General features: G+C 70.0%; 21 protein-coding genes. 7 read left to right on the top strand and 14 right to left on the bottom strand.

Features of this window, described 5'->3' with window-relative positions; all coding sequences use genetic code 11:
- From VIB55_RS08045 to VIB55_RS08025, 5 genes are all read right to left on the bottom strand, one after another.
- On the bottom strand, positions 1-317 hold a 317-nt coding region (locus VIB55_RS08045), incomplete at its 3' end, for a nuclear transport factor 2 family protein (protein ID WP_331876158.1).
- A 33-nt stretch (positions 318-350) separates the two neighbouring features.
- Positions 351-557: a hypothetical protein gene (locus tag VIB55_RS08040; protein ID WP_331876157.1), complete on the bottom strand. Its 207-nt coding sequence runs from the start codon at positions 555-557 to the stop codon at positions 351-353.
- Positions 554-790 (bottom strand): hypothetical protein, encoded by a 237-nt coding sequence (locus VIB55_RS08035; protein ID WP_331876156.1) that lies wholly within the window; start codon positions 788-790, stop codon positions 554-556. The genes VIB55_RS08040 and VIB55_RS08035 overlap by 4 nt, the downstream gene beginning before the upstream one ends.
- A 172-nt stretch (positions 791-962) precedes the next feature.
- The gene (locus tag VIB55_RS08030) at positions 963-1,457 is read right to left on the bottom strand and encodes an SRPBCC family protein (protein ID WP_331876155.1); all 495 of its coding nucleotides are present in this window, start codon (positions 1,455-1,457) and stop codon (positions 963-965) included.
- Positions 1,458-1,494: 37 nt separating this feature from the next.
- Positions 1,495-1,851: a metalloregulator ArsR/SmtB family transcription factor gene (locus VIB55_RS08025; protein WP_331876154.1), complete on the bottom strand. Its 357-nt coding sequence runs from the start codon at positions 1,849-1,851 to the stop codon at positions 1,495-1,497.
- A 428-nt stretch (positions 1,852-2,279) separates the two neighbouring features.
- Between VIB55_RS08025 and VIB55_RS08020 the strand changes: the two genes are divergently transcribed.
- From VIB55_RS08020 to VIB55_RS08005, 4 genes are all read left to right on the top strand, one after another.
- Positions 2,280-2,669, top strand: coding sequence for a BlaI/MecI/CopY family transcriptional regulator (locus VIB55_RS08020; protein ID WP_331876153.1), 390 nt, complete (start codon positions 2,280-2,282; stop codon positions 2,667-2,669).
- Complete coding sequence (locus tag VIB55_RS08015; protein WP_331876152.1) at positions 2,666-4,657, top strand: M56 family metallopeptidase; 1,992 nt, start codon at positions 2,666-2,668, stop codon at positions 4,655-4,657. The genes VIB55_RS08020 and VIB55_RS08015 overlap by 4 nt, the downstream gene beginning before the upstream one ends.
- Positions 4,658-4,794: 137 nt before the next feature.
- Positions 4,795-5,988 (top strand): hypothetical protein, encoded by a 1,194-nt coding sequence (locus tag VIB55_RS08010; RefSeq protein ID WP_331876151.1) that lies wholly within the window; start codon positions 4,795-4,797, stop codon positions 5,986-5,988.
- Positions 5,989-6,083: 95 nt separating this feature from the next.
- The gene (locus VIB55_RS08005; RefSeq protein ID WP_331876150.1) at positions 6,084-8,804 is read left to right on the top strand and encodes a DUF5916 domain-containing protein; all 2,721 of its coding nucleotides are present in this window, start codon (positions 6,084-6,086) and stop codon (positions 8,802-8,804) included.
- A gap of 721 nt (positions 8,805-9,525) precedes the next feature.
- Here VIB55_RS08005 and VIB55_RS08000 read toward each other — a convergent pair.
- From VIB55_RS08000 to VIB55_RS07980, 5 genes are all read right to left on the bottom strand, one after another.
- Positions 9,526-10,188, bottom strand: coding sequence for a hypothetical protein (locus VIB55_RS08000; protein ID WP_331876149.1), 663 nt, complete (start codon positions 10,186-10,188; stop codon positions 9,526-9,528).
- A gap of 14 nt (positions 10,189-10,202) precedes the next feature.
- Positions 10,203-11,345: a zinc-dependent alcohol dehydrogenase gene (locus tag VIB55_RS07995; protein ID WP_331876148.1), complete on the bottom strand. Its 1,143-nt coding sequence runs from the start codon at positions 11,343-11,345 to the stop codon at positions 10,203-10,205.
- A gap of 153 nt (positions 11,346-11,498) precedes the next feature.
- Entirely contained in the window at positions 11,499-13,172 is a 1,674-nt protein-coding gene (locus VIB55_RS07990; protein WP_331876147.1) for a PAS domain-containing sensor histidine kinase, read from the bottom strand.
- Between the two features lie 115 nt (positions 13,173-13,287).
- On the bottom strand, positions 13,288-14,082 hold the full coding sequence (gene aac(3)-IV / locus VIB55_RS07985; protein WP_331876146.1) for an AAC(3)-IV family aminoglycoside N-acetyltransferase: 795 nt from the start codon (positions 14,080-14,082) through the stop codon (positions 13,288-13,290).
- A 774-nt stretch (positions 14,083-14,856) separates the two neighbouring features.
- Positions 14,857-17,187: a CDC48 family AAA ATPase gene (locus VIB55_RS07980; protein ID WP_331876145.1), complete on the bottom strand. Its 2,331-nt coding sequence runs from the start codon at positions 17,185-17,187 to the stop codon at positions 14,857-14,859.
- Positions 17,188-17,321: 134 nt separating this feature from the next.
- On the opposite strand from VIB55_RS07980, the gene VIB55_RS07975 reads away from it, so the two are divergent.
- Complete coding sequence (locus tag VIB55_RS07975) at positions 17,322-18,392, top strand: ArsO family NAD(P)H-dependent flavin-containing monooxygenase (protein ID WP_331876144.1); 1,071 nt, start codon at positions 17,322-17,324, stop codon at positions 18,390-18,392.
- Between the two features lie 9 nt (positions 18,393-18,401).
- Here the strand turns inward: VIB55_RS07975 and VIB55_RS07970 are convergent, their stop codons facing one another.
- The 3 genes from VIB55_RS07970 to VIB55_RS07960 form a co-directional block, all read right to left on the bottom strand.
- Positions 18,402-19,163, bottom strand: a complete 762-nt coding sequence (locus VIB55_RS07970) for an SGNH/GDSL hydrolase family protein (RefSeq protein WP_331876143.1) — start codon at positions 19,161-19,163, stop codon at positions 18,402-18,404.
- A gap of 93 nt (positions 19,164-19,256) precedes the next feature.
- A complete protein-coding gene (locus VIB55_RS07965; RefSeq protein ID WP_331876142.1) occupies positions 19,257-19,874 on the bottom strand; it encodes a TetR/AcrR family transcriptional regulator in 618 nt (205 codons plus the stop codon).
- A gap of 95 nt (positions 19,875-19,969) precedes the next feature.
- Positions 19,970-20,929 (bottom strand): NAD(P)-dependent oxidoreductase, encoded by a 960-nt coding sequence (locus VIB55_RS07960; RefSeq protein WP_331876141.1) that lies wholly within the window; start codon positions 20,927-20,929, stop codon positions 19,970-19,972.
- A 542-nt stretch (positions 20,930-21,471) separates the two neighbouring features.
- On the opposite strand from VIB55_RS07960, the gene mug reads away from it, so the two are divergent.
- Complete coding sequence (mug, locus tag VIB55_RS07955) at positions 21,472-22,035, top strand: G/U mismatch-specific DNA glycosylase (RefSeq protein WP_331876140.1); 564 nt, start codon at positions 21,472-21,474, stop codon at positions 22,033-22,035.
- Positions 22,036-22,041: 6 nt separating this feature from the next.
- Positions 22,042-22,596 (top strand): nuclear transport factor 2 family protein, encoded by a 555-nt coding sequence (locus VIB55_RS07950; RefSeq protein WP_331876139.1) that lies wholly within the window; start codon positions 22,042-22,044, stop codon positions 22,594-22,596.
- A 2-nt stretch (positions 22,597-22,598) separates the two neighbouring features.
- On the opposite strand, the gene VIB55_RS07945 is transcribed toward VIB55_RS07950, so the two are convergent.
- Positions 22,599-23,879, bottom strand: coding sequence for a radical SAM protein (locus VIB55_RS07945; RefSeq protein ID WP_331876138.1), 1,281 nt, complete (start codon positions 23,877-23,879; stop codon positions 22,599-22,601).
- Between the last annotated feature and the right edge of the window lie 657 nt (positions 23,880-24,536).

Genomic DNA, 24,536 nt, shown 5'->3' with positions numbered 1-24,536 from the left:
ACCTCGATGGAGCGGATCTTCCCATCCGCAGTGCGGAAGAACTCGGCGTTGCGGAAGGTGCCGCCGGGCTTTCCCTCCGTCTCGTAGCGCACGAACGCCTCGTCCCCCTGTGCGAAGATCGTCATCGGCTGGCGGAAACGGAACGAGCCCGCGTGCGGAAAGCAGTGCGAGAAGTACGTCGCGCGGCTGATGTGGTCGTCCCACGGGCTGGTGAAGGTGAAATCGTCCGCGAGCAGCGCCTCCAGTTGCTCGCGATCCGCCGCCTGGTAGGCGGAGAAGTAGCGGCGGACCAGATCCGCTGTCGTATCGTCGTTCATGGGGTGGGCTTCGGCGGGTGATTGGGCGCGTGGTCAATCATCGAGAGATTGGCCGCGCTCTGCAAGGGCGATGCGGATTAGGCCGAGGGCCTTGGGTCCCATCCCGTGCAGCTTCAGCAGGTCTCTCGCGCTCCGTCCGGCGAGCTGGTCCAGCCGCGTGTAGCCGACCGCGGCGAGCGCCCGGTGCGCGGGCCTGCCAATGCCGGCGGGCAGATCGCTATCCGCCGAACCGGCGCTCATCGCGCGCCCTCAATGGATGGCCTGCCGTTCCATGCGGCGCACAGCTCGTCGGTAAAGCAGGGCAGCAGATACTCGGTACTGGGCTTCACCTGGCATCCAGCGGTTCCGCAGGTGATGCGCAGGCTTTCGCTGAGCCACGGATCGGGTTCGAGCGCCGCCGGGCCTCCGCAGAACGGGCAGGGGCGCAGCAGGGCGGGGAGGGCCCGCGGGAGATCGGCGGTTCGCTGGGTCATGGTGGCACTCGTTCGCTCGGGTTCGGCGCGGATCAGGCGCCTGCTGGCCTGCTACCGATACGTCGAACGAGAGGGCGTGGGATCGACAGGTGGTTCCCCCTCCCCCGGCCCCTCCCCCGCAAACCGCGCGGGAGAGGGGGGCACTTCGATCGTCGTTGCCGAGAAGGGAGCGTCAGCTCGGCCGCATGGTTTTCAGGTGCTCCGCCAGGCGCGCCAGCGTCTGATTGCCGAGCTCCACCGCGCCGAAGCTGGTCTTCACGTCGCGCTGCTCGCTGGTGCGGAACACCATGCGCGAGGTGAGGCGCGTTCTGCCGCCTTCGTCGTCGAAGGTGATCGTCACGTGGAACTGGTCGGGATCGTTGTCCACGTCGCTGCCATGGTCGTACACCAGGCGTTCGGGGCGCACCACCTCGCGGTACTCTATACGGTTGGGCCAATCCTTCCCGTCCGGCCCGTGCATCATGAACCGCCACCTTCCGCCCACGCGGCAGTCGTGCTCGTACGTGGTGATGGTGAACCCGTTCGGCCCGTACCACTGCGTCAGGTGCTCGGGCTGCGTGTATGCCTGGAACACCAGCTCGCGCGGCGCATCGAACACGCGCGTGAGGACGATCTCGCGGTCTTCGGTGCCCGTTGCCGCCGTGCCGGCTGCCTGTGCTGTCGTCATCGCGCTTGTCTCTCGGGTAGATGGGTGATCATCCGTGCTACTTGCTGCCGTGGTCATCGCTCGGCTCCCTACTCTGAAGGGTGCGAAGATACTCTTCCAGCCGGTCGAAGCTCTGCTCCCAGAACCGGCGGTACGGCTCCATCCATTCGTTCACCTCGCGCAGGGGTTCCGGCTGCAGCCGCGCCGGCCGCCACTGCGCCTCGCGGCCGCGCTCGATCAGCCCCGCTCGCTCCAACACCTTCAGGTGCTTGGAGATGGCGGGCATGCTCATGGCGAACGGCTCCGCCAGCTCCGTGACCGTCGCCTCGCCCCTCGACAGGCGCGCCAGCATCGCCCGCCGCGTGGGATCGGCGAGGGCGGCGAACGTGGCGCTGAGGCGATCGGCTTCCGTCATCCGTATTTTCCATCATGGTTAATTAACCTGTGAGGAAAGTAAGGTGAGTGGCGGATATGGTCAAGGGGGACGGTTGCTGGGCTCGGGCGAATGAATTCGCTGCAACGACTACACGAAGTCCGCCTTCGCGGACTGGCTTGTTTTCGTGAGGGGAAGGCCGGGTGGCGCGCCCGGGAGTGTGTGGCGGATCCCTCAGTCGCTGCTAGCAATGGTGTGTGGTCAGGCTCCTCGAGGTCGCTCCATCGGGATGACATCGGGTGGGACTCGGCCACGGCGCAGTACCGATGTTCTCCCCTCTCCGCACGCTGTTTGTGCGGAGAGGGGCCGGGGGAGGGGCCCTCTCGAAACAAAAAGCTTGACGGCGTGGAGACCTGCTAGTACACTAGCACATGCTAGTGTACTAGCACGTCTACCCGGAGCGAATCCCGATGGAAGCAAGTCCTCCCCTGGACCTTGGCCGGCGCGAGCGGCAGATCATGGAAGTGGTCTACCGCCTGGGCCGCGCCAGCGCGTCCGAAGTCCGCACCCACCTGGCCGATCCCCCCAGCTACTCCGCCGTGCGAGCCATGCTGCGCATCCTGGAAGAGAAGGGGCACCTGCAGCACGCGCAGGAAGGGCTCAAGCACGTCTACTTTCCCACGGCGCCGCACGAGGACGTTCGCGAGTCGGCCATGCGCCACGTGCTGCGCACCTTTTTCGCCGGCTCCACAGCCGCCGCCATGGCCGCGCTGATGGACGCCTCGGAAGAGCCGCCGTCGGACGACGAACTCGATGCGCTGGCCCGGCTGATCGACCGTGCGCGGGAGCAGGGACAATGAGCGCCGGCCTGATGCCCGGGGCCGAGTGGCTGCCCCTGCTGGCGGAGCTGGCCGCCAAGGCGACGCTCATCCTGCTGCTGGCCGCCGCCGTTTCCGCACTGCTGTGGCGCGCATCCGCCGCCGTGCGCCACCTGGTGTGGTGCGTGGCCGTGATCGGCGTTCTCGCGCTCCCCGTGTTCTCGCTGGTGCTTCCCGCCTGGGAGCTTCCGCTGCTCCCGTCTTCCGAGGCCGCGGCGTCCACAGCTCCTGGGCTTATGGTGGAGCAGCCGCGTCCGGAGGTGCGGGACAAGGCCCTCCCGTCCGAGCCGATGCCCGTCGTCCACTCCGCCGCGGACGCATGGCTGCCGCGCGCTGCGGCCGGGCTCGCTGCCGCGGGGGTGCTCGCCGGGCTGCTGTGGCTCGCGCTGGGTTTCTGGGGCGTGGCGCGGATGGGCCGCCGCGCGCAGGTGGTGCACGACCCCGAGTGGCTGCGCAGCGCGCACGAAGCGGCGGAACAGCTGCAACTGCGCCGTCCCGTGCTGCTGCTGCGGGACCGCGGCGCTGTGATGCCGGCCACGGGCGGGCTGCTGTGGCCCGCGGTGGTGCTCCCCGCCAACGCCGACCAGTGGGCCGACGACCGCCGCCGCGCGGTGCTGGCGCACGAGCTGGCCCACGTGAAGCGCTTCGACACGCTGACGCAGGCGCTGGCCCAGGTGGCGTGCGCCCTGTTCTGGTGGCACCCGGCCGTGTGGTACGCCGCGCGGCGCCTGCGGGTGGAGCGCGAGCGTGCGTGCGACGACCTGGTGCTCCGCACGGGCACCCGCGCGTCTGACTACGCCTCGCACCTGCTGGAGATCGCCCGCGCGCACCGCTCGCCCTGGCTGGCGTCGCCAGCGCTGGTGAGTATGGCGCGGCCTTCACAGCTGGAGTCGCGACTGCTCTGGGTGCTGGATGCGGCCCGCTCGCGGGGCGTGCCCTCGGCCGGCGCCAAGTTTCTCGCCGCCGTCGCGGGGATGGTGATCGTCGGCTCCCTCGCGGCCATGCGCCCCGTCGAGGCGGCGGTTGCCCACGCCTCGCTCGTCGCCGATGCCGGCGCGGAGATCGATGGAGTCGGCGGATTCCGTCCGGGGCGCTCCGACGACGATGGGGCGAAGGAGACGCGCAAGGAGCACGCGGCGAAGAAGTTGAGCCCGGCGTCGTCGCTGGCGCAGACCGACACGCCGCCCGCGCGGGCCGAAATCGACCGCCTTGTCTCCATGCGTGCGGTGGGCGTGGACGCGGAGTACATCGGCCAGATGCGCGACGCGGGCTACACCGACCTGAGCAGCGACGACCTCGTTTCCATGCGCGCCGTGGGCGTTACCCCGGAGTACGCGCGCGAGATGAACGGCGTCGGCTGGGGGCGGCTGACGGCCGATGAGCTGACCGGCCTCCGCGCCGTGGGCGTGACCGCGGCCTGGCTGGCCGACATGCGCCGCGCCGGGGTGAACCCGCGCTCGGCGGACGAGGCGACGGGGATGCGCTCCGTGGGCGTAGACGCGCAGTTCGTCGCGGAGATGCGCGAGCTCGGCTTCGCCAACGCGTCCGCGAGCGACCTGACGGGCATGCGCGCCGTGGGCGTGACGCGGGAGTACGTCCGGGAGCTGGTGCGCGAGGGCGTGCGCGACGTGTCCGCGAACGACGCCACCAGCCTGCGCGCCCTGCGCGTGGACGCCGACTACCTTGCGGAACTTCGCGCAGCAGGATTGTCGGGGCTGGATGTGGCAACGCTCTCCGGCCTGCGCGCGGTCGGCGTCACCGGCGCCTACATCCGCGAGCTGGCCGGCGTGGGGCTCACCGGCTTCTCCGCCAAGCGGCTGACGGACCTACGCGCGCACCGCATCGACGCGGCGTACATCCGCGAGCTGCGCGAAGCCGGCTTCGCCGACCTGAACGCGGACCAGTTGATCCGGCTGCGTGCCAGCGGCGTGGACCGCGACCAGGCCAGGGGCCGCGCCCGGACTCCGTAAGCCGAAGTCCTGTAACGGGATCGAGGCGGCGCGCGCCGCCTCGCTTCCCCCGAAGTTTCTTGCAGGTGGAGCCCGTACGAGGCGGCCATCCACCCCGGCGTGTGCCCATCCATCACCTTTCCGACAGGAGCTGCCCCATGCGCAGAGCACTTTTCGCCACCGCCGCCGCCCTGCTGGCGACCGCCGCGGTCGTCTCCGCCACGGTCCATCGGTCCCCGGCCATCGACCTTACGACGGCCTCCGCCGCCGACGACAGCACCGGAGGCACCTGGACCATCGACGCGCGCCACGGCGGCCCGGACCGGCTGCAGCTGAACCTGATGACCGAAAGCTCCGTCTGGGGAAACTCCATCGCCCGCGCGGACCTGGACGGGCTCTCCGCCGACGCGCTGACGGCGGCCGCGTCCACCCCGGTGACCTTCCGCATCGACCGCGAGCCAGGCGTGTTCGAGTTCGACGGCACGTTCCGCGAGGGCAGGGGATCGGGCCACTTCCGCTTTCGCCCCAACCGCCAGTTCCCGTCCGCCCTCCGCTCGCTGGGCGTGCAGGGCACCGGTGACGTCACGGACCGCGAGCTGATGCACCTGGCCCTCGTCGGCGCATCCGCCGAGGGGGTGCGGCGCCTGTCGGGGCTGGGGCTGGGCACGTTCGACATGGAGGACGTGATGAAGCTGTCCATCTTCGACATCACGCCCGAGTACGTCCGCGAGATGAGGGCGCTGGGCATCGGCGGCGCCAACACGGTGGAGAACGTGGTGGAGATGCGCATCCACCGGGTGAGCGCGGCGTTCGTGCGCGAGATGGAGTCGCTGGGGTTCCGCGACCTGGACCGCGACGAGCTGCTGAGGATGAGCATCCACGGAGTGAACGCCGAGCTGGTGCGCGAGATGGCGGCGGTGGGCTTCACCGGCCTGTCCGCGGACGACCTCGTGGACCTGCGCATCCACTCCATCACCCCCGACTACGTGCGCGGGCTGCGCGGGGCGGGCTTCGAAGGGCTCTCGGCCGACGAGGTCACGCAGATGAAGATCCACCAGGTGACGCCCGAGCTGGTGCGCGAGCTGGCGGCCCTGGGCTTTCGCGGTCTCGACCGCCACGAACTGATGCAGATGGGCATCCACGGCGTGACCCCCGAGCGCATCCGCGAGTACCGGGCGCTGGGATTCGACAACGCCACCGCCGAGCAGCTGGTGCGGATGACGATCCACGGCGTGACGCCGCAGTTCATCCGCGAGGTGCGCGAGGCTGGCTTCCGCGACACCTCGCCCGACGCGCTGGTGAGGATGAAGATCCACGGCATCGGACCCGAGTACGTGCGGCGCAACCGATGAGCCCGGGTCAGGCCGCGTCCCAACCATTCGCCGGGCCCGCGCATCCAAGCGTCGATGATCCGCCGCCCGGCCCTCCTTTCCACGAGATCCCTCCGATGCCCATGCATCTCCGTCTTCCCATGGCCACGGTGCTTGCCGCCGCGCTCGCGTTCGCCCCGCCCGCCGGCGCACAGGGCGGCGCGCACGCCACGGGCACCGCACCGCGCATGCAGGCCGTGGAGCGCACGGTTCCCATCGTGGTCGACGGCCGCCTGGACGAGGCCGTCTGGCGGTCGCCCGCGCCCGCGACGGACTTCGTGCAGCGGGACCCCAGCGAGGGGCAGCCCGCCACCCAGCGCACCGAGATTCGCGTGGCCTACGACGCCGACGCGCTGTACATCGGCGCGCGGATGTACGATTCGCTCGGCGCGCGCGGCGTCAGCGACCGCCTGTTCCGCCGCGACCAGGTGAACAGCGGCGACTACGTGCAGTTCATCTTCGACACCTACCACGACCACACCGGCGTCACCGCGTTCCTCGTCAACCCGTCGGGGGTGAAGAACGACGCGGGGCAGGCATCGGCCAACGCCGACCCTTCGTGGGACCCGGTGTACTCCGCGGCCGCCCGCACGGACTCGCTGGGATGGGCCGCCGAGCTGCGGATTCCCTTCAGCCAGCTTCGCTTTCCGCGCGACAGCATGCAGACGTGGGGGCTGCAGGTGGAGCGCTTCGTGGAGCGGCTGAACGAGAACTCGTCGTGGAGCTTCTGGCCCAAGCGCGAGAGCGGCGGGCCGGCGCGGTATGGCCACCTGGAGGGAATCCGCGCTCCGCGCAACCGGGGCCGGGTGGAGCTGCTGCCCTACGCGCTGAGCCGCGCGAGCTACGTGCGCCCCACGCAGCCGGGGAGCCCGTTCCAGAGCGCCAGCGAGTACAGCACGCGCGTGGGCGCCGACCTCAAGTACCAGCTGAGCTCCACCCTCACGCTCGACGCCACCATCAACCCGGATTTCGGGCAGGTGGAGGTAGACCCCGCGGTGGTGAACCTGTCGGCCTTCGAAACCTTCTTCGCCGAGCGGCGGCCGTTCTTCGTGGAAGGCAGCGGGCTGTTCGGCTTCGGCGGCTTCTCGTGCTTCAACTGCTCCAACGTGTCGTCGATGTCGCTGTTCTACTCCCGCCGAATCGGGCGTGCGCCCCAGGGCAGCGTGACCCAGGGCGGCACGGAGTACGTGGAGAGGCCGGAGAACAGCACCATCCTGGGGGCGGCCAAGGTCACCGGCCGCACGTCGGGCGGGCTGCAGGTGGGGCTGCTGAACGCCGTCACCCGTTCCGAGCGGGCACTTGGGCAGGACACGCTGGGGATGCAATTCACCGAAGAGGTGGAGCCGGCCAGCAACTACTTCGTCGGCCGGGTGCGGCAGAACCTGCGGGGCGGCAACCTCACCGTGGGCGCCATCGCCACGTCGGTCATCCGCCGGTTCGAATCCGATGCGCTGGAAGCCCGCCTTCCCGGGCACGCCGAGGCGGTGGGCGTAGACTGGGATGCGTGGTGGAAGAACCGCACCTACCACCTGATGGGCAACTTCGCCTTCTCCAGCGTGGCGGGCGATTCCAACTCCATCCTGCGGCTGCAGAACTCGTCCGCGCGCTACTTCCAGCGGCCTGACCGGCAGAGCGGCGGCAACGGGATGTTCTCGGACCTGCTGGATCCATCCGCCACGGCGCTGCGCGGCCACGGCGGATACCTGCGCATGGCCAAGGACGCGGGCGAGTGGCAGTGGGAGGGCGCGGTGAACTACCGCAGCCCGGGCTTCGAGGTGAACGACGCCGCGTTCCTGAACCGCGCCGACTACGTGTGGACGCTGGCCAACGTGATGCGCCGGTGGAACACGCCCACCCGGCACTACCGCTCGTGGCAGGCCATCGTCGGCGGACAGCAGGAGTACAACTTCGACGGCGACCGCACCGGGGCGCAGCTGCACCTGTTCACCGGCGGCCAGCTGACGAACTACTGGAACGTGGCGTTCTACACCGAGGTGCACCCCGCGGTGAACGACGACCGGCTGACCCGCGGGGCCGGGGTGGCGCGCCGGCCGGGCGACTACCTGCTGCACGCCCGGATGAGCACCGACCCGCGCAAGGCGCTGCTCTACTCGCTGAACGGGAACTACATCCAGGACACCGACGGGGGGAGCTACACGTCGATGACGGGCAGCGTGCGCATTCGCCCCGCGCCGCACGTGCAGCTCACGATGGGCCCGTCGTACAGCTTTTCCCGCAACACGCAGCAGTTCGTGCTGCGCCGCGACGACGCCACGGCCACCCACTTCTTCGGCCAGCGCGCGGTGGTGGCGAACCTGGCGCAGCACCAGCTGTCGATGAACACGCGGCTGAACTGGACGTTCACGCCCACGCTGACGCTGGAGTTGTTCGCCCAGCCGTTCGTCTTCGCGGGCGACTACGAGCGGTTCAGCGAGTTCACCGGGCCGCGGACGCTGGAAAAGAAGGAGTACGGGCAGGATTTCGGAACCATCTGCTTCGACCAGGCGAACAACGAATACACGGCCGATCCCAACGGCAACTGCGCGGTCGAGGGCGCGCGTTCGGCCCAGGCGTTCTCGTTCGGCAACCCCGACCTGAACGTGCGGTCGCTGCGCGGCAACGCGGTGCTGCGGTGGGAATACCGTCCGGGGAGCACGCTCTTCCTGGTGTGGCAGCAGCAGCGCGGGGGAGGCGAGGCGTTCGGCGACTTCGACTTCGGGCGCGACGCCGCCGGCATCTTCCGGCAGCGCGCCGACAACATCTTCGTGATCAAGGCCAGCTACTGGATCGGGCGGTAGGTCCGGCTTGAGCGTGTAACCCGCAACGATAGGGAGAGCCCCGCCGGAGACGCACGCGTCATGGGCGGGGCTTCACCTTGCACGCAACCGGCACCCGCCGAAGCGCGCGATGTCATCCCGAAGGAGCGGCGCCGGTCAATCCAGCCCTCACATCACAATCCGCAGCGACTGAGGGATCCGCCACACACCTCGCGAGCTGGGCCAAGACCATCCGCTTCACCAAAGCTCGGCTGAGACCCTGGCGAACCTCGGCGCGCTTCGGCGGGTCCGGCGCAGTCCCCGGCTGCCCTCTCCCCCCGGCCCCCTCTCCCGCAAGCGGGAGAGGGCGAGAACTGCCCGAGATCCGGTCGCGCCACAGACTTGATCTCACACCGAAGCAAGCCAGTCTGCGAAGGCAGACTTCGTGTGGTTGTTGCAGCGAATTCATTCGCCCGCGGCGTGGGCTCACCCCGATGCAGGGGGAAGGAGCCGAGCCCTTCAGGATCGTGACCGCTGCCGCGCCCAGGCTTGTACCCTTCCGCGGCAAGATCCTTCGGCCCGCAAGGAACGGCGTGAGGGCGAGTACAGCGCGCTTGGGCCTCTGGATGACAGGATGCGGGTGCGCACCGACCGATGGTGTGCACCCGCATTCTGAAGTGTACCCCCTCTCCCACGCTGTTTGTGGGAGAGGGTGGACGAGCCTAAGCGAGGACGGGTGAGGGCCCCGGCGGAGGGGCCTCCCTCAGCCCGGCCGCGTGAACCTGGGGCGGTCGTCCGATCCGCGGCTCGCATTGGCCAGCGCCTTGCCGGCCTTGTACGCCAGGTACCCGCCCAGCAGCCACGGCGCCGCCACGATCAGCGGGTCCATCCACTGGTGATTCAGGTCGCCGCGCTTCTTGAACGCCCGCGAGCGCAGGCCGTGCCGCGTGAACTCCGCCACCACCCCCGACTCCGAGAGCGGGTTGTCGGGCTCGCCGCGCACCGCCGCCTCTACCGAGCTCTCGATCACGTCGATGCGGTCCGCCGCCATCAGCAGCATCCAGTGCGACGTCTTCCCCTCGCCCAGCGTGTACGCGTACTTGCGGATGGCGCCCGAGATGCCGCGCGGCGGGCACGCCGTGCCGAACACCGGCGTCAGCATCCCGTGCTCGGGCGACATCTCGCGCGGCCACTTTTCCGGCTGCCGCTCGGGAAAGTCCCAGTGCGCGCCCGTGGCCCCGGGGTCGAAGTCCTCCATGGGTACGGCCGTGCGCTCGTCGTAGTTCAGGTCCACCCCCCAGCCGGGGATGGTCCGCCGCACCTCTTCCAGCGGCGCCGTCGCCCGCGTGGTCGATGCCCAGTACGGCCGGGGCAGGTCGCTGACCGCGGACGGGACGTTCCGCTCGTGTTCGGTGATATCCGTCATGATCGCTCTCCCGTTCAGTTGGGGACCACGATGGGCTTGATGCAGTTGTCCAGCTTGGCGCTGAACATGTGGTAGCCCTCGGCGATGTGCTCCAGCGGAATCCGGTGCGTGATGATGTCGCTGGGCTTCAGCACGCCGTTCTTCACGTGCTCGAACAGCCGCGGCCAGTGGCGCTTTACGCTGCACTGGTTGGCACGGATGGTGAGCCCCTTGTTCATGGCGTCGCCGAACTTCACCGCGCTGAACAGCGGCCCGTACGCGCCGACGACCGAAACCGTGCCGCCCTTGCGCACCGAGTCGATGGCCCAGTTCAGCGCGATGGGCGAGCCGCCCTGCAGCTTGAGCTTGGCCGCGGTCACGTGCTGGAAGAAGGCCCCGTCAGCCTCGGCGCCCACGGCGTCGATGGCCACGTCCGCGCCCAGGAAGTCGGTGATCTTCTTCATGTGCGTGACGATGTCGTCGTACTCGGCGAAGTTGTACGTCTCCGCGTGGGCGAACTCGCGCGCCTTTTCCAGCCGGTACTCCAGGTGGTCGATGACGATCACCCGGCCGGCGCCCATCAGCCAGGCGCTCTTGGCCGCGAACAGCCCCACCGGGCCGGCGCCGAAGACGATCACCACGTCGCCTTCCTGGATCTCGCCCAGCTGCGCGCCGAAGTAGCCCGTGGGGAGCGCGTCGGTGAGCAGCACCGCGTCTTCCTCGTCCATCCACTCGGGAATGATGCTGGGCCCCACGTCGGCGAAGGGAACGCGCACGAACTCCGCCTGGCCGCCGTCGTAGCCGCCGGTGGTGTGCGAGTACCCGTAGATGCCGCCCACCGCGGTGGCGTTGGGGTTCACGTTGTGGCAGTTGGCGTACAGCTTCCGCGAGCAGAAGAAGCAGCTGCCGCAGAAGATGTTGAAGGGCACCATCACGCGGTCGCCCCGCTTCAGGTTCTGCACCGACGAGCCCACCTCTTCCACCACGCCCACGAACTCGTGGCCGAACGTCTGGCCCACGCGCGTGTCGGGCATCATCCCGTGGTAGATGTGCAGGTCCGAACCGCAGATGGCCGCCCGGGTGACGCGCACGATCGCGTCGTTGGGATGCTCGATGGGGGGCATGTCCTTTTCTTCCACACGGATCCGGTACGGCCCCCGGTACACCATCGCTCGCATGCGCTGCCCTCCTGAAAGTGCGTTGCCTGTCGCGTCAGGCGGCGGGGAGGAAGCAGGCCGCGTGCCGCACACTGTCCACACGGGTACGCAAAGCCCCGGCGCGATGCTCGCGCCGGGGCTCCGTGCCGATCCGGGTGCTCGCCCGTTTCCCCGTCAGCCCCGCGGCAGGCGGACGGTGAAGGTGCTCCCCTCTCCCGGCGTGCTGTCGACGGACAGCTCGCCCTCCATCGCACGGGCCAGGTCGCGGCTGATGGCCAGGCCCAGCCCCACGCCCTCCGTCGGGCTGCTCAGGCGTCGGCCCACCTGCTGGAAGGGGTCGAAGATGCGCTCCTGCTCCTCGGGCGCGATGCCGACGCCGGTGTCGCGCACGCGCAGGTGCACCCATCGGCCGTCCGCGTCGCACGACAGCACCACGCGGCCGCCGGCGGGGGTGAACTTGATGGCGTTGCCCACCAGGTTCAGCAGGATCTGCCGCATCCGCTCCGCATCGCCTCGCAGGCACAGCGCCGGATCGCAGGGCTCGGCGGCGTACGACACGCCCCGGGCGGCCGCCTGGGGTGCCACGAGCGATTCCACGCTGGCGATCAATTCCATCGCGGAGAGCGGGCGCACGTCGAACTCGATGCGGCCCGCCTCCAGTTGGGCAAAGGACAGGATGTCGTTGATGAGCGTTAGCAGGTGGCGCTGGTTGGCGCCGATGCGGGCCAGCGACGTGCGCTGCGCATCGCTGAGCGAGCCGTAAATGCCCAGGTCGAGCAGGTCCACGTATCCGCCGATGGCGTTCAGCGGGGTCCGCAGCTCGTGGCTCATGGAGGCCAGGAAATCGGACTTGGCGCGGTTGGCGGCGTCGGCCTCGGCGCGCGCGGCCTCCGTTTCGCCCAGCAGGCGCTCTCGCTCGCGGTCGGCGCGGATGTGCTCGGTGACGTCGGTAAAGAGGATGGCCACGCGCCGCTGCTCGGGCTCGTCCACGCGAAAGGCGAAGACGTCGAACCAGCGGTGCATGGCCTCCGACCCGTTCTGAAAGCGGATGGGCCGGCCCGTTCTCGCCACCTCGCCGTAGATGCGGAACCACTCGTCTTCCAGGTCCGGCAGCAGCTCGCGCGCGGACCGCCCCACTGCCCCCGTCAGCCCCGTCTGCTTGCTGAATGCCGGGTTGGCCTCCAGGAACACGTAGTCCACGGGATTTTCAGCGTCGTCGAAGATCATGGTGACGACGCAGAATCCCTCGTCGATGGAATCGAACAGGCGGCGGTACCGAGCCTCGCTCTCGCGCAGCGCCACCTCTGCTTCCTTGCGCCCGGTTACGTCCTGCACCGTGCCGAAGCCCTGCGTGGCCCGCGCGCCGCGTCCATCGCCATCGAACTCCACCCGTCCCTGGATGCGCAGCCACCGCACCGCTCCGTCGGGATGGACCACGCGGTATTCCGTGCTCACCCGCGCACGGACCGCGGGGTCAAGCGCCGCGCCGATCTCGCCGCCCAGGCGGGCGCGGTCGTCGGGATGCACGCGCTCCATCAGCGCGTCGGGCGGCGAGATGGCGCCGAGCGCGTAGTGTTGCTGGGCGCGCTCGTCCAGGTAGAACAGGTCGGCGGACAGGTCGTGGCGCCACGTACCCAGCTCGGCGGCGGCGGCGGCCATCCGCAGCTGCTCTTCGCTGGCGCGGAGCGCTTCCTGGGCCCGGCCGCGCTCGCCGGCCAGGTGCGCGTGCATCCGCTCGTTCTCCTGCTGCAGCTGCCGCGCGTGCTCCTCGAGCGCCTGGATGCGGGCAAGCAGCGGGTCGCGCTGCGTGGCGGGCGGAGGTTGGAACGGGGCCGAGGGGTCCATCATGCCGGCGGCGCGATCAACTGGATGAAGAGTCAGCGGGAAAGCGCGTGGAGGATACGCCCCGGAAGCCGTGCGCGAAACCCTGTACGCACATTATGCATCGAATGGGCCGCGTCCATCACCCAATGACACTGCTCCGCGCCTGGTCGCACTCCTCGCATCCGGCGTCGGACGGATGCAGGAAAACGAGGGGATCGCGCTCCAGGATTTCCAGCGCCACGCGTACGACGTCCCGCGAGCGGACGAGGCGCGCATCCGCGTGTCCGACGCGCCCCTCGGCCTGGAGCCGGCGGTCCCGCAGCCAGCCGTCCGCCAGGCCGAAGCGCTGGCAGCAGTGGTCGTTCTCGCGATAGGGCACGCGGACCGGGCGGCCCTCGTGGTGAACGGTGATGTGCTTCGGCACGCCGTAGGGTACGCCGGCCAGCAGCTCCGCCAGGTGCAGCGTGGTGTTCGCGTCGTGCCCGACGCCCAGCAGCAGCACCTGGCCGTCGAGATCGTACACCCGGCCGATGGGGCTGTCGTGCACGTGCGGGGGCAGGGGGAGCGGCCCGGAGGTGACGGCCTCCGCCTGGGGCCCGATCGCAGCGAACGCGAACGGATGCTCGCTCCGCACGACGCCGGGCATCCGCCAGAAGGTGTCGGCGACGATGCCCAGGTCCGGCGACGCAGGCGTGGTCCGCGGGTCGAACGGCTCTTCGTCGCTCCCCGTCCACGAGGGCATGACCAGCGTCCCCTCGGGCCCGAGCGCGGCCCGCAGCGCGCCGATCAGCCCCGCCGGCCCCCCCGCCACCGGCCGCACGGCGCGAAACGACGTGTGCACGACGAGCACGCCCGGCGCGATGCCGAGTGCGCGGAGCTGATCCGTGACCTCTTCCTGGGTGATTTCCGTGGGGGTGGTCTGGGCGTCGGTCATGTGCTGGTTGGGTGAGTCGAGCGGAGAACTTCGATCCGGTTCGACTGGCTGCCGGCGCTGCCGCGGGTGGGGCCCCTCCCCCGGCCCCTCCCCCGGCAAACTACGCCGGGAGAGGGGGAACTTCGGTCGGGTGCGACTGGGTTCCTGGCATGCCGCGGCAGCCCCCTCTCCCGGCCTCTCCCCCGCAAACAGCGCGGGAGAGAGGAGACTTCGATCGAGGTGCGACCGGATGCCTCGCACGCCGGGGGAGACCTGAACCCCGCTTCGGCCCGCCTCGCGCACTCGGCTGGGCGTGCAGTCCGCGAAGGCGGACTTCGTGACGTTCCAGACGCGGTTGCAACCGCCGGGACGGGGCCGGGGGCCTGCCTCCGTGCCGCCGCCGCGCCTCAAACCTCCGAAGTGTACCCCCTCTCCCACGCTGTTTGTGGGAGAGGGTGGACGAGCCTGAGCGAGGACGGGTGAGGGCCCCACGGCAGCCGAGGCGTCGGCATCGGTGACCGCTGCCGCGCCCCGGCTGGTACGTGCCCCGGGCTAGATCCTTCGGCCCGCGAAGGTCCGCGTTCGGGCAGGTACAGTGCGCTTGGGCCTCAGGATGACAGGCCCTTGCGCCGCTTCAACTTAGGAGGCGCCCACACTGGCTCCCTTCCCCCGCGCAGTTTGCGGGGGAAGGGTTGGGGATGGGGGGCGCCGGCCCGAGCACCCGCCCCGCCCATCCGGCATGATGTTCTCCCCTCCCCGCACGCAGTTTGTGCGGGGAGGGGCCGGGGGAGGGGCCTACCGGCTCGCGAACGCCTCCAACTCTGCGTCGCTCATGAAGCCGATGCGCTTGGGCCCGCGCGGGCTTTCACGCTTGAGCTGCTCGGCGATCTCCTCGTACTCCTTTTCCATCTCCGGCGTCACCGACGCGCGGCTCTCCTTGAGCGCCGTCTCGAAGAACTTCATCGGCACGTCGGGCACGTCCAGATTCTCGCGCAGCGCGTGAAGCCCCGCGCGGCGCACCAGGTCTTCCAGGTCCGCGCCGGTGTAGCCCTGCGTGCGCTCGGCAAGCGTATCCAAATCCACGTCGTCGGCGATGGGCATCTCGCTCGTGTGGATCCCCAGGATCTTCCGCCGCCCGTCGCGGTCGGGGACGGGGATGTACACCATCTCGTCGAAGCGGCCCGGGCGCAGCAGGGCGGGGTCCAGCAGCGTCGGGCGGTTGGTCGCGCCGATCACCACGATGCCGTTGGCTTCTTCCAGCCCGTCCATCTCCGCCAGGATGGTGTTCACCACGCGTTCCGTCACCGCCGGCTCGCCCAGCCCGCCGCCGCCGCGCTGCGGGGCCAGCGAATCGATCTCGTCGATGAAGATTACCGTGGGCGCCACCTGCCGCGCGCGCTGAAAGAGGCGCGACACCTGCTGCTCGCTCTCCCCATACCACTTGCTCAGCAGGTCCGACGACTTGGCCGCGATGAAGTTGGCCTCCGACTCCCGTGCAACCGCCTTCGCGATCAGCGTCTTGCCCGTTCCCGGGGGCCCGTAGAGAAGGAACCCGCGGGCGGGGCGAATCCCCAGGCGACGGAACGCGTCCGGGTGCTTCAGCGGCAGCTCCACCCCCTCGCGCAGCTGCATCTGCGCCTGCTCCAGCCCGCCGATGTCCTCCCATCCCACGTCGGGCACCTGGATCATGATCTCGCGCACCGCCGAGGGCTGCACCCGCTTCTGCGCGCTCATGAAGTCGTTGCGGCAGACGATCAGCTGCTCCAGGATTTCCTGCGGGATCTCGTCGCGGTCCAGGTCGATGTTGGGCAGGTGGCGCCGCAGCGTTTCGATGGCCGCCTCGCGCGCCAGCGCCGACATGTCGGCGCCCACGAAGCCGTAGGTGATGCGCGCGATCTCGTCCAGGTCCACGTCGTCGTCCAGCGGCATGCCGCGCGTGTGGATGGAAAGGATCTCGCGCCGCCCCGCCATGTCGGGCACGCCGATGACGATCTCGCGGTCGAAGCGCCCCGGCCGGCGCAGCGCCTCGTCCAGCGCGTTCGGCCGGTTCGTGGCGCCGATCACCACCACGTTCTGCCGCGGCTCCAGCCCGTCCATCAGCGTCAGCAGCTGCGCCACGATGCGGCGCTCCACCTCGCCCGTGGCCTCCTCGCGCTTGGGGGCGATGCTGTCGATCTCGTCGATGAAGACGATGGACGGCGCCTGCTTCTGCGCCTGCTCGAACACGTCGCGCAGCCGCTGCTCGCTCTCGCCGTGGTAGCGGCCCATGATCTCGGGCCCGGCGATGTGAAAGAACTGCGCGTCGGCCTCGCTGGCCACGGCGCGGGCGATCAGCGTCTTGCCCGTGCCCGGCGGGCCGTGCAGGAGCACGCCCTTGGGCGGGTCGATCCCCAGCCGCTGGAAGAGCTCGGGGTGCTTCAGCGGCAGCTCGATCATCTCGCGAACCTGCTCGATGGTCGCGCCCTGCCCGCCGATGTCCTCGTACGTGACGTCGGCGCTGCGCCGCTCGGTGGCCTCCACGTACTCGGGCAGCAGCTCGATCTCGGTCTCCTCCACCACCTGCACCACGCCGCGGGGGGTGGTGGCCACCACGCGAAGCCGCACCTCCTGCAGGCCGAAGGTGGTCTGCTGGAGGAGCGTGCGCAGGATGTCTTCGGGAAGGGGATTCGGGTCCGTAGCCCGCGTCCCGCCGCGCCGGTAGACGGAGGTGGAGATCACGTCGCCCGTCACCGCGGGGCGGTGGAAGAGCGTGCGCCGAAGCGCGTCGCCGGAGCCCATCAGCCGCATGTTGGGCTGGGCGGGGGCGATGGTGATGCGGCGCGCGGCCTTCATGTCGGCCTTGCGTACCTGCACGTGGTCGCCGATGCCCGCGTCGGCGTTGGCGCGCTGCAGGCCGTCCAGGCGGATCAGGTCCAGGCCCTCGTCCTCGGGAAAGGGCGGCAGGGCCAGCGCGGCGGTGGTGCGCTTTCCGGTGATCTCCACCACGGCACCCTCTTCGATGCCCAGCCGGTCGAACGTCTTGCGCCCGAGCCGCGCCACGCCCTTGCCCACGTCCTGCCCCTTGGCGCCCTGCACCTGCACCCGGATGGCCTTGCCCGGCTGTTCCTGCTGCTCCTGATCCGGCATCCGCGCTCGCTCCCGTGTGGTCGTTCCGTGGTGTCGATGCCCGTGCTGGCCGCCCATCTCGCAAGCGGCGGTCCGCTCGCGCAACCCCTGTTCCCACGGAAACTTGGCTGATACCCTGTCGGCGGGGTGGTGCGATGCGCGGCTCGTGTGTGGGGGCGATGACGGAAGACGTGGACGTGGTGGTGATCGGGGGAGGGCAGGCGGGGGTGGCCGTGGGCTACCATCTGCGCCGGACGCCGCTGTCGTGGGTCGTCCTGGATGCGCAGGACGGGCCGGGCGGAGCGTGGCGGCACGGGTGGGATGGACTGCGCCTGTTCTCCCCCGCGCGGTTCAGCTCGCTTCCCGGGTGGATGATGCCGGGCGGCACCGACGAGTATCCCTCGCGTGCGGAGGTGCTGGAGTACCTGGATGCCTACGAGCGGCGCTACGAGCTGCCCATCCGCCGCCCCGTCCACGTCGCCGCCGTCCACCGCGAGGGCGACGGTTTCCGCGTCGTGGCGGATGCGGGCAGCTGGCGTGCGAGAGCGGTGGTGAGCGCGACGGGCACGTGGAGCCGGCCGTTCATCCCGGATGTCCCCGGGCGCGACGACTTCCAGGGCGTGCAACTCCACTCCGCCGGGTACACCACGCCGGATGCGTTCGCGGGCCGGCGGGTGCTGGTGGTGGGCGGCGGCAACTCGGGCGCGCAGATCCTGGCGGAGGTGTCGCGGGTGGCGGATGCCACGTGGGTGACGCTGGCGGAGCCCGGCTTTCTGCCGGACTGGGTGGACGGCCGCTATCTCTTCGGCCAGGCGACCGCGGCGTACCGGGCGCTGCAGGAGGGCAGGGAGCCGCCGCCGCGCGTGGGCCTCGGCGAGATCGTGATGGTGCCGCCGGTGCGCGAGGCGCGGGACCGCGGGGTGCTGCGGGCCGTGCGCCCGTTCGCGCGGATGACGGCGGATGGCGTGGTGTGGCCGGACGGGCGGGAGGAGCCGGTGGATGCGGTGATCTGGTGCACGGGGTTCCGCCCCGCGCTGGACCACCTGCGGCCGCTGGATCTCGTCGAGGGAGGGCGGATCGCGGTGGAGGGAACGCGCTCGGTCCGCGAGCCGCGGCTGTGGCTGGTGGGCTACGGCAACTGGACCGGCTTCGCCTCCGCCACCCTCATCGGCGTGGGCCGTACCGCCCGTGCGATCGTGGAGCAGATCGAGGCCGAGCTGGCCTGAAGCGCTCGCTCACCCGGCGGCCCGCACGTCGTCGCATGAGGCCAGGACGGCTCCGCCGAGCACCTCCGCCCAGCGAGCGTACGCGTACGGCGAAGGATGGAGACCGTCCTCGCAGAAGACCTTCTTTTCCTGGTCGCGGGCCAGCGGGGGCGCCGGAGCGAACCGAACACCCCGGGTTTCCGCCCGCAACTCCAGCATGATCCCGTTCAGGATACTGGCGCTCATCCCCAGGACGGCACGCATGGGCTGCGGGAGCACGGGGATGCGTCCCACGGGTGGCAGTCCGGCCAGGACGATGGGCGCCGAGCCGCACCGCGCCCGCACGGCCGCGAGCAGACGGCGCATGTCGCTTCTCCAGGCGCTCGGGTCCCGCATCTGCAGGACGTCGTTCATGCCCACCACCAGCACCACCACGTCGGGCGCGAACGAGAGTTCCGCGTCCATCAGCATCGCCTCGGCGCCGCGCGCGGTGATGCCGCGGCGCCCCAGCATCTGCCACGGCACGGCCCGCTTGGTCCGCGCGGCCACGTTCTGCACGAGTTGGCCCACGAGCGCCTCGTTCAACTCGGCCGCGCCAACCCCCGCCACGGCGGAATCGCCCACGATGAGCAGCCGCAGCGGCGGGGTGCCGCCCGGGGCGAGCCCCCCGCGCGCCCCGCTGGCGTCCGGCAGTCGGGGCATCGTTCGCTTCAGCCGCCGCCCCTGTACGTAGAGGATGGGGCTGAGCAGCAAGCTCAGCTTCGCGGCGCTTCGAATCAGCAGGTCACTCATTGCTGGGCCTTCATCTCGATTGTGAATGCGGTTTGGTGAGAGATTGTTCTCTCACCAAACCGCGACGCGGGTGCCCCATCGGGAGCCAGACATCTACGCTCGTTCGTCCGTCACGTCGGGAACACGGGCCGGCAGCATCCCCTGCGTCAGCAGCGAGTGCCACGCGCGGAGGAACCGCTCGTCATCCAGCCCCATCAGGCGCCCGCCGAGCAGGTTCTCGAAGAGGCGGAACATGTTGATGCTTCCCAGCACGACGACGGCCGCCGCCTCGGGATCGTCGACGCGCAGCTCGCCGCTGGCGCTCCTCGCCCGCAGCCACTGCGCGAGCGCCGCGTACGTCGTCTGCAGCCGCGCATCGCGCGCCGCGTCGCGCATCTGCGGGAACGCTTCCAGTTCGCGCCAGATGATCCGCAGGGCGTCCTGCTCCTCCTCCAGCATCGCCAGCGCGGCGGCGCCCAGCCGCAGCATGACGTCCGGTGCCGGCCCCTGCAGCTCGGCCATCAGCGTCTTCGCCTGGCGGCTGGCCGCGGCCAGCTTGTCCAGCCCCGCCTGGAGCACCGCCTCCTTCGAGGGGAAGTGCTTGTACAGCGCCCCGGACCCCGGGTGCAGCCCGGCCGCCTTCTGGATGTCGGCGATGGTGGTGCGTTCGTAGCCTTTCTCGCCGAAGAGCCTCATGGCCTCCTTCACGATCCGGTCTGCGGTGTCGGACATCTTCGGCATCGAGCGTGGTCGGGGGCGCGAGCGTTTCCGCGGAGCGCGGGAATATAGTGCTCGCACGCGCCGGCGCACGCCGGGCCTTCGCTGCGTCACCCGCCTGCGCCCTCGAGTGCCGCCAGCCCCTCTCGCGTGGTGGGGAACTGGAGCGACCAGCCCAGTGCGCGCTTCGCCTTGGCGTTGCAGACCGCGAGGCGGGTGGAGACGCTGTAGGCGACGTACGGCGCCAGGAGGCGCACGACGCCGAGGGGGACCGACCTGGGCGGCGGCGCCCCGATGCTCGCGGCGGCGCGGAGGAGAAACTCGTTGAAGCTCACAGGTTCGTCGTCCACCACGTTGTAGACCTCTCCCGGAACGCCCTGCTCCAGCGCGGCGATGGCCGCGGCGACCGCATCGTGCATGTGGATGTACGGCCAGGCCCCCTGGATCCCGCGGATCGTCGGCATCCTGCGGCGCCGGAGCATCCGCAGGATGTACTCGGTGGCGCCCGTGGGGCCGTAGAAGAAGCCGTAGCGCAGGGGGATGGCTTCGATGTCGCCGGTCGCGTTCGCGGCGAGCATCTGCTCCTCCATCGACCGCACCGCATCGACGGTGGGCCGGAGCCAGGGGCGAGGCTGCTCGTGGCTGAGAAAGTCCGATTCCACCTTCGGCACCGGGCCGTGGTCCCCGAATCCGTACGCGAGAACCATCGATTCGCCTACGATCCGCCTTGCCCCGGCCGCCACCGCTGCGTGGAGAAGGTTCCGGGTTCCGGTCGTCCGCAGCGCGTCGGTCGGGCGCAGGTCCGAAATCCGCATGGGCCCGGTCGCAGGCAGCGCGGTGAGTGCGTGCACCACGTGCGTGGGGCGCGAAGCGCGGACCGCCGTTTCCACCTGCTTCCCATCCAGGGCGTCGGCGACGACCGGCTCTGCCCCGAGCCGCGCAATCGTATCCCGCTTGGATGGTGACCGGGTCATTCCGACGACGTGGTGGCCGCGGGCGACGAGTGCGCGAACCAGCGGCAACCCCAGCGCGCCGGTGGCACCGGCAACGAACACTCTCATGGGTTCCATGGTCTGTCTCACGAGCGGTGATCGTGTACGTACGAGACGGATCATTCTTCGGGACGTTGGTGAGAGATTAATCACTCACCACAGATTACGCAAGTCTCCCGGGGCGAATCGCACCACCCGACGGGAGCGGCGGCGGGCTCCGCTTCCGGGTGGTGCGATCATCGCAGGGAACGGGGCAGGGGCGCGCCACGGCGTCTGGCGACACCGAGGCAAGCCAGTCCGCGAAGGCGGACTTCGTGTAGTTGTTGCAGCGAATTCATTCGCCCGTGCAGGCCGGGGCCGCTCGGAAGGTTGGGTCCGAGGCAGATCCGCGGCGGGTCCGAGTCCCACGGTTCCATCCCGCTGCCGCGCCCGTGCTGAGAAGCGGCCTCAGGCTAGATCCTTCGGCCCGCGTGGGTTGTGCCGCGGGCAAATTGGGTGCGCCTGGGCCTCTGGATGACAAGGTGCCGGCGTGTCGATGAATGATTGGCTGGGCCTCAAGGATGGCAGGCTTAGTCGCTAGATGACAGGATGAGCGGCTTCCAATTCAGAGTGTTTCCCCGATGCCCGTACGCAGACCGACGAAAGAAGAGATCGCAGCCGCGCTGAACACAACGATCCCCGACGTGATCGCGCCGGGGCTGAAGGTGCTGTTCTGCGGCATCAACCCCGGGCTGTACACGGCGGCGGTGGGATACCACTTCGGGCGGCCGGGGAACCGGTTCTGGAAGGCGCTGCACGCGGGCGGCTTCACCCCGCGCGTGCTGGACCCGTCCGAGCAGGGCGAGCTGCTGCGCTACGGCTACGGCATCACCAACATCGTGGATCGCGCGACCACGGGCGCGGCGGATCTCACCCCGGCGGAACTGGCGGAGGGCGGGCGCAACCTGGATGAAAAGGTGCGCCGGTACGCGCCCCGCTGGCTGGCAGTGCTGGGCGTCGGCGCGTACCGCACGGCGTTCAACCGGCCCAGGGCCACGCTGGGACCGCAGGAGGAGACGGTGGGCGGCCGGCCGATCTGGATCCTGCCGAACCCCAGCGGCCTGAACGCCAATTACCAGGCGGCCGATTTCGCGAGGCTCTTCCGCGAGCTGCGCGACGCCGCTGAATCCACCCCGACCGACTGAATGCCGATGCGCGTAAAGCTCGCGATTCCGATGATCGCCGCCACACTTCTGAGCGCCTGCAGCCGTCCATGCGGCCCCCGGTTCACCCTGGCGCCGCAACCCGCCGTACAGGTCGATCCGGCGCCGGTGGTCGTGGTGGAACCCAGGGACGTGGTCTCCGCGGCGCCGACCCGGTCATTTGCGCGGGATTCGGCCGAGGTCACGGCCGCCGTGGCGCGCTTCCACCATGCGCTGGAGATGGGGGACAGCGCCGCCGTTCTCGCGCTGCTCGCGCCGGATGCGGTGATCCTGGAGTCGGGTGGGGTGGAGTACGTGCCTGAGTACCGGGGCCATCACCTGCCGGCCGACATCGAGTTCGCCCGCGCGGTCCAGTCCACCCGCACACCCGTCCAGATTCGCGTGGAGGGCGATGTGGCGTGGGCGTCCGCGACCAGCGTGGCGCAGGGCCAGTTCCGGGGACGCGCCGTCAACTCAGCGGGCGCGGAGCTGATGGTGCTCGCCCGCACGCGGGATGGCTGGCGCATCACCGCCATCCACTGGTCCAGCCGCACCCGGCGCTGACCCTAGCGGAAGGTGCCGGGGCTGACGCTGTAGGTCAGGTGATGGCGCCCGGTGTCATCGTCCGGACCGAAGAACCCCAGCTGCTCCGTCCACGTCACCGTCTGCAGGCGCCTTCCGCCCAGCGTAAGGAACCCCGCCGCGCGCGTGGTGACCGCGCCCAGCTTCCGCAGGTCCGCCAAGCCGCGCAGGACCGTGGTCGCACGCTCGGCCACGATGCGCTTGGCCGTCCCCGGCCCGATGCCGGGGACGCGCACCAGGTCATCGTACGAGGCCGTTTTCACCTCCACGGGAAAGCGCTCCGGATGGGCCAGCGCCCACGACGTCTTGGGATCGTTCCCCAGCGGCAGGTTGCCGCGCTCGTCGAACACCACCTCGTCGGCGCCGAAGCCGTACTGGCGCACGAGATAATCGGCCTGGTACAGCCGGTTCTCGCGCAGCACGGGCGTTTCGGGCGCGTTCTCCAGCGGCGTGTCGCGGATGGGGCGAAAGGCGCTGAAGTGCGCGTGATGGATGCCGCCGCGGGCGTACAATTCCGTCACCTTTCCCAGCAGCGTGCGGTCGCTATCGGGCGTGGCGCCCACGACGAACTGCATGGTCATTCCCGAGACGCCGCCGGGGTGCAGCGGATCGCCCGGCTTGCCGTCGCGCCGCTCACCGCGCTCGCGCGAAACCACCCTGCGCGCCTGCTCCAGGCTGGCGAGGGAGGTGTCGAGGCTCTTCTCGGGCGCGATCTGCGCGAGCGAGGAGCCGCAGGGCGCCTCCAGGTTCAGCGACACGCGGCTGGCCAGCGCCGTCAGCCGCTCGATCTGCGCCGCCTGCCCGCCCGGCACCATCTTCACGTGCACGTATCCCGTAAAGCGGTGCTTCTCGCGCAGCAGCTCCATCACGTGGATCAGGTCGTCCATCACCTTCACGGGCCGGCCGGGGATGCCCGTGGTGATGAAGAGCCCGCTGCACCAGCCGCGGTGGAACGCATCCAGGAAGATCCTCACGAGCTCTTCGGGCTTCAGCAGCGTGCGCGGCATGGCCCTGTCGCGGCGCATGGGGCAGTAGTGGCAGTTGAAGCTGCACGCGTTGGTCATCAGGATGCGCATCAGCGACAGCTTGCCTTTGCCGGCCACGCGCAGCTCGCGGATGTTCACCGGCCTCAGCGCTCCCACATCGTTTGCATGGCGCAGCCGAGGCGGGAGCATCGATCGGTCCTTGCCGGGCGCCCCGTCGCGGTCGTCGCCCGCCAGGCCGATCAGCAGCTCCAGCTTCTGCTCCAGCGTCATCGCATCCATCGAATGCTCCTGCTTCGGGTTTTCTTCGACTCCGAATAAAACCCGAAGTGGATGACGACGCAAGACTCCGCCGGAGCGCACCTGTCATCCCGACGGAGCGGCCAAGAACGACCTGCCCGTACGCCACGGCTTGCAGCGACCGAGGGATCCGCCACACAGCGGCCGAAGCGCACCGGAGCCTCGGAATGCGCGGTGTAGATGGGGTAAGGTCGCGCACGACAGTAGCGGCAGCACGACTGCAAGCCAGTCCGCGCAGGCGGACTTCGTGTGGTTGTTGCCGCGAATTCATTCGCCCGACCCAACCGGGGCTCGGGCTGAAGCCGCGGTTCCGTGCAGTCCGGACGTGAGCGGGACCCACCGCTCGAAACGGGAAAAGCCCCGACCCAGGCCGCTGTCGCGTCCCGCTCGGGGCTTCACCTGCACGTACCTCACACCAGCCGTAGGGCGGCCGACCACGCGAGCAGTCCGCGAAGGCGGACTTCGTGCCGTTCCAGCCGCGACTTCAGTCGCCCCAGCGGACCTGAGGGGCGACGCGCCGATCAGCGGATGACCGACTCCTCCTGCTCCTCGTCCTCGGCCCGGTCGCGGCGATCACGCGGCGGTCGGCCGAACGCGTAGGAAAAGCTCAGCGTGGCGCTGCGCATGCTCCACTGGCTG

The organism is Longimicrobium sp. (genome assembly GCF_036554565.1).
In the GTDB taxonomy this organism is placed as follows: Bacteria; Gemmatimonadota; Gemmatimonadetes; order Longimicrobiales; family Longimicrobiaceae; genus Longimicrobium.
This window is presented reverse-complemented; position numbering and strand designations above follow the sequence as displayed.

What these genes read in the sequence shown, in the direction of transcription:
- VIB55_RS08035 (WP_331876156.1), bottom strand. Translation starts at nt 790, where the DNA reads ATGACCCAGCGAACCGCCGATCTCCCGCGGGCCCTCCCCGCCCTGCTG.
- VIB55_RS08010 (WP_331876151.1), top strand. Translation starts at nt 4,795, where the DNA reads ATGCGCAGAGCACTTTTCGCCACCGCCGCCGCCCTGCTGGCGACCGCC.
- VIB55_RS08020 (WP_331876153.1), top strand. Translation starts at nt 2,280, where the DNA reads ATGGAAGCAAGTCCTCCCCTGGACCTTGGCCGGCGCGAGCGGCAGATC.
- VIB55_RS08005 (WP_331876150.1), top strand. Translation starts at nt 6,084, where the DNA reads ATGCCCATGCATCTCCGTCTTCCCATGGCCACGGTGCTTGCCGCCGCG.
- VIB55_RS07975 (WP_331876144.1), top strand. Translation starts at nt 17,322, where the DNA reads ATGCGCGGCTCGTGTGTGGGGGCGATGACGGAAGACGTGGACGTGGTG.
- VIB55_RS08025 (WP_331876154.1), bottom strand. Translation starts at nt 1,851, where the DNA reads ATGACGGAAGCCGATCGCCTCAGCGCCACGTTCGCCGCCCTCGCCGAT.
- VIB55_RS08040 (WP_331876157.1), bottom strand. Translation starts at nt 557, where the DNA reads ATGAGCGCCGGTTCGGCGGATAGCGATCTGCCCGCCGGCATTGGCAGG.
- VIB55_RS07980 (WP_331876145.1), bottom strand. Translation starts at nt 17,187, where the DNA reads ATGCCGGATCAGGAGCAGCAGGAACAGCCGGGCAAGGCCATCCGGGTG.
- VIB55_RS07950 (WP_331876139.1), top strand. Translation starts at nt 22,042, where the DNA reads ATGCGCGTAAAGCTCGCGATTCCGATGATCGCCGCCACACTTCTGAGC.
- VIB55_RS07945 (WP_331876138.1), bottom strand. Translation starts at nt 23,879, where the DNA reads ATGGATGCGATGACGCTGGAGCAGAAGCTGGAGCTGCTGATCGGCCTG.
- VIB55_RS07960 (WP_331876141.1), bottom strand. Translation starts at nt 20,929, where the DNA reads ATGGAACCCATGAGAGTGTTCGTTGCCGGTGCCACCGGCGCGCTGGGG.
- mug (WP_331876140.1), top strand. Translation starts at nt 21,472, where the DNA reads ATGCCCGTACGCAGACCGACGAAAGAAGAGATCGCAGCCGCGCTGAAC.
- VIB55_RS08015 (WP_331876152.1), top strand. Translation starts at nt 2,666, where the DNA reads ATGAGCGCCGGCCTGATGCCCGGGGCCGAGTGGCTGCCCCTGCTGGCG.
- VIB55_RS07965 (WP_331876142.1), bottom strand. Translation starts at nt 19,874, where the DNA reads ATGTCCGACACCGCAGACCGGATCGTGAAGGAGGCCATGAGGCTCTTC.
- VIB55_RS07990 (WP_331876147.1), bottom strand. Translation starts at nt 13,172, where the DNA reads ATGATGGACCCCTCGGCCCCGTTCCAACCTCCGCCCGCCACGCAGCGC.
- VIB55_RS07995 (WP_331876148.1), bottom strand. Translation starts at nt 11,345, where the DNA reads ATGCGAGCGATGGTGTACCGGGGGCCGTACCGGATCCGTGTGGAAGAA.
- VIB55_RS08000 (WP_331876149.1), bottom strand. Translation starts at nt 10,188, where the DNA reads ATGACGGATATCACCGAACACGAGCGGAACGTCCCGTCCGCGGTCAGC.
- VIB55_RS08030 (WP_331876155.1), bottom strand. Translation starts at nt 1,457, where the DNA reads ATGACGACAGCACAGGCAGCCGGCACGGCGGCAACGGGCACCGAAGAC.
- VIB55_RS07970 (WP_331876143.1), bottom strand. Translation starts at nt 19,163, where the DNA reads ATGAGTGACCTGCTGATTCGAAGCGCCGCGAAGCTGAGCTTGCTGCTC.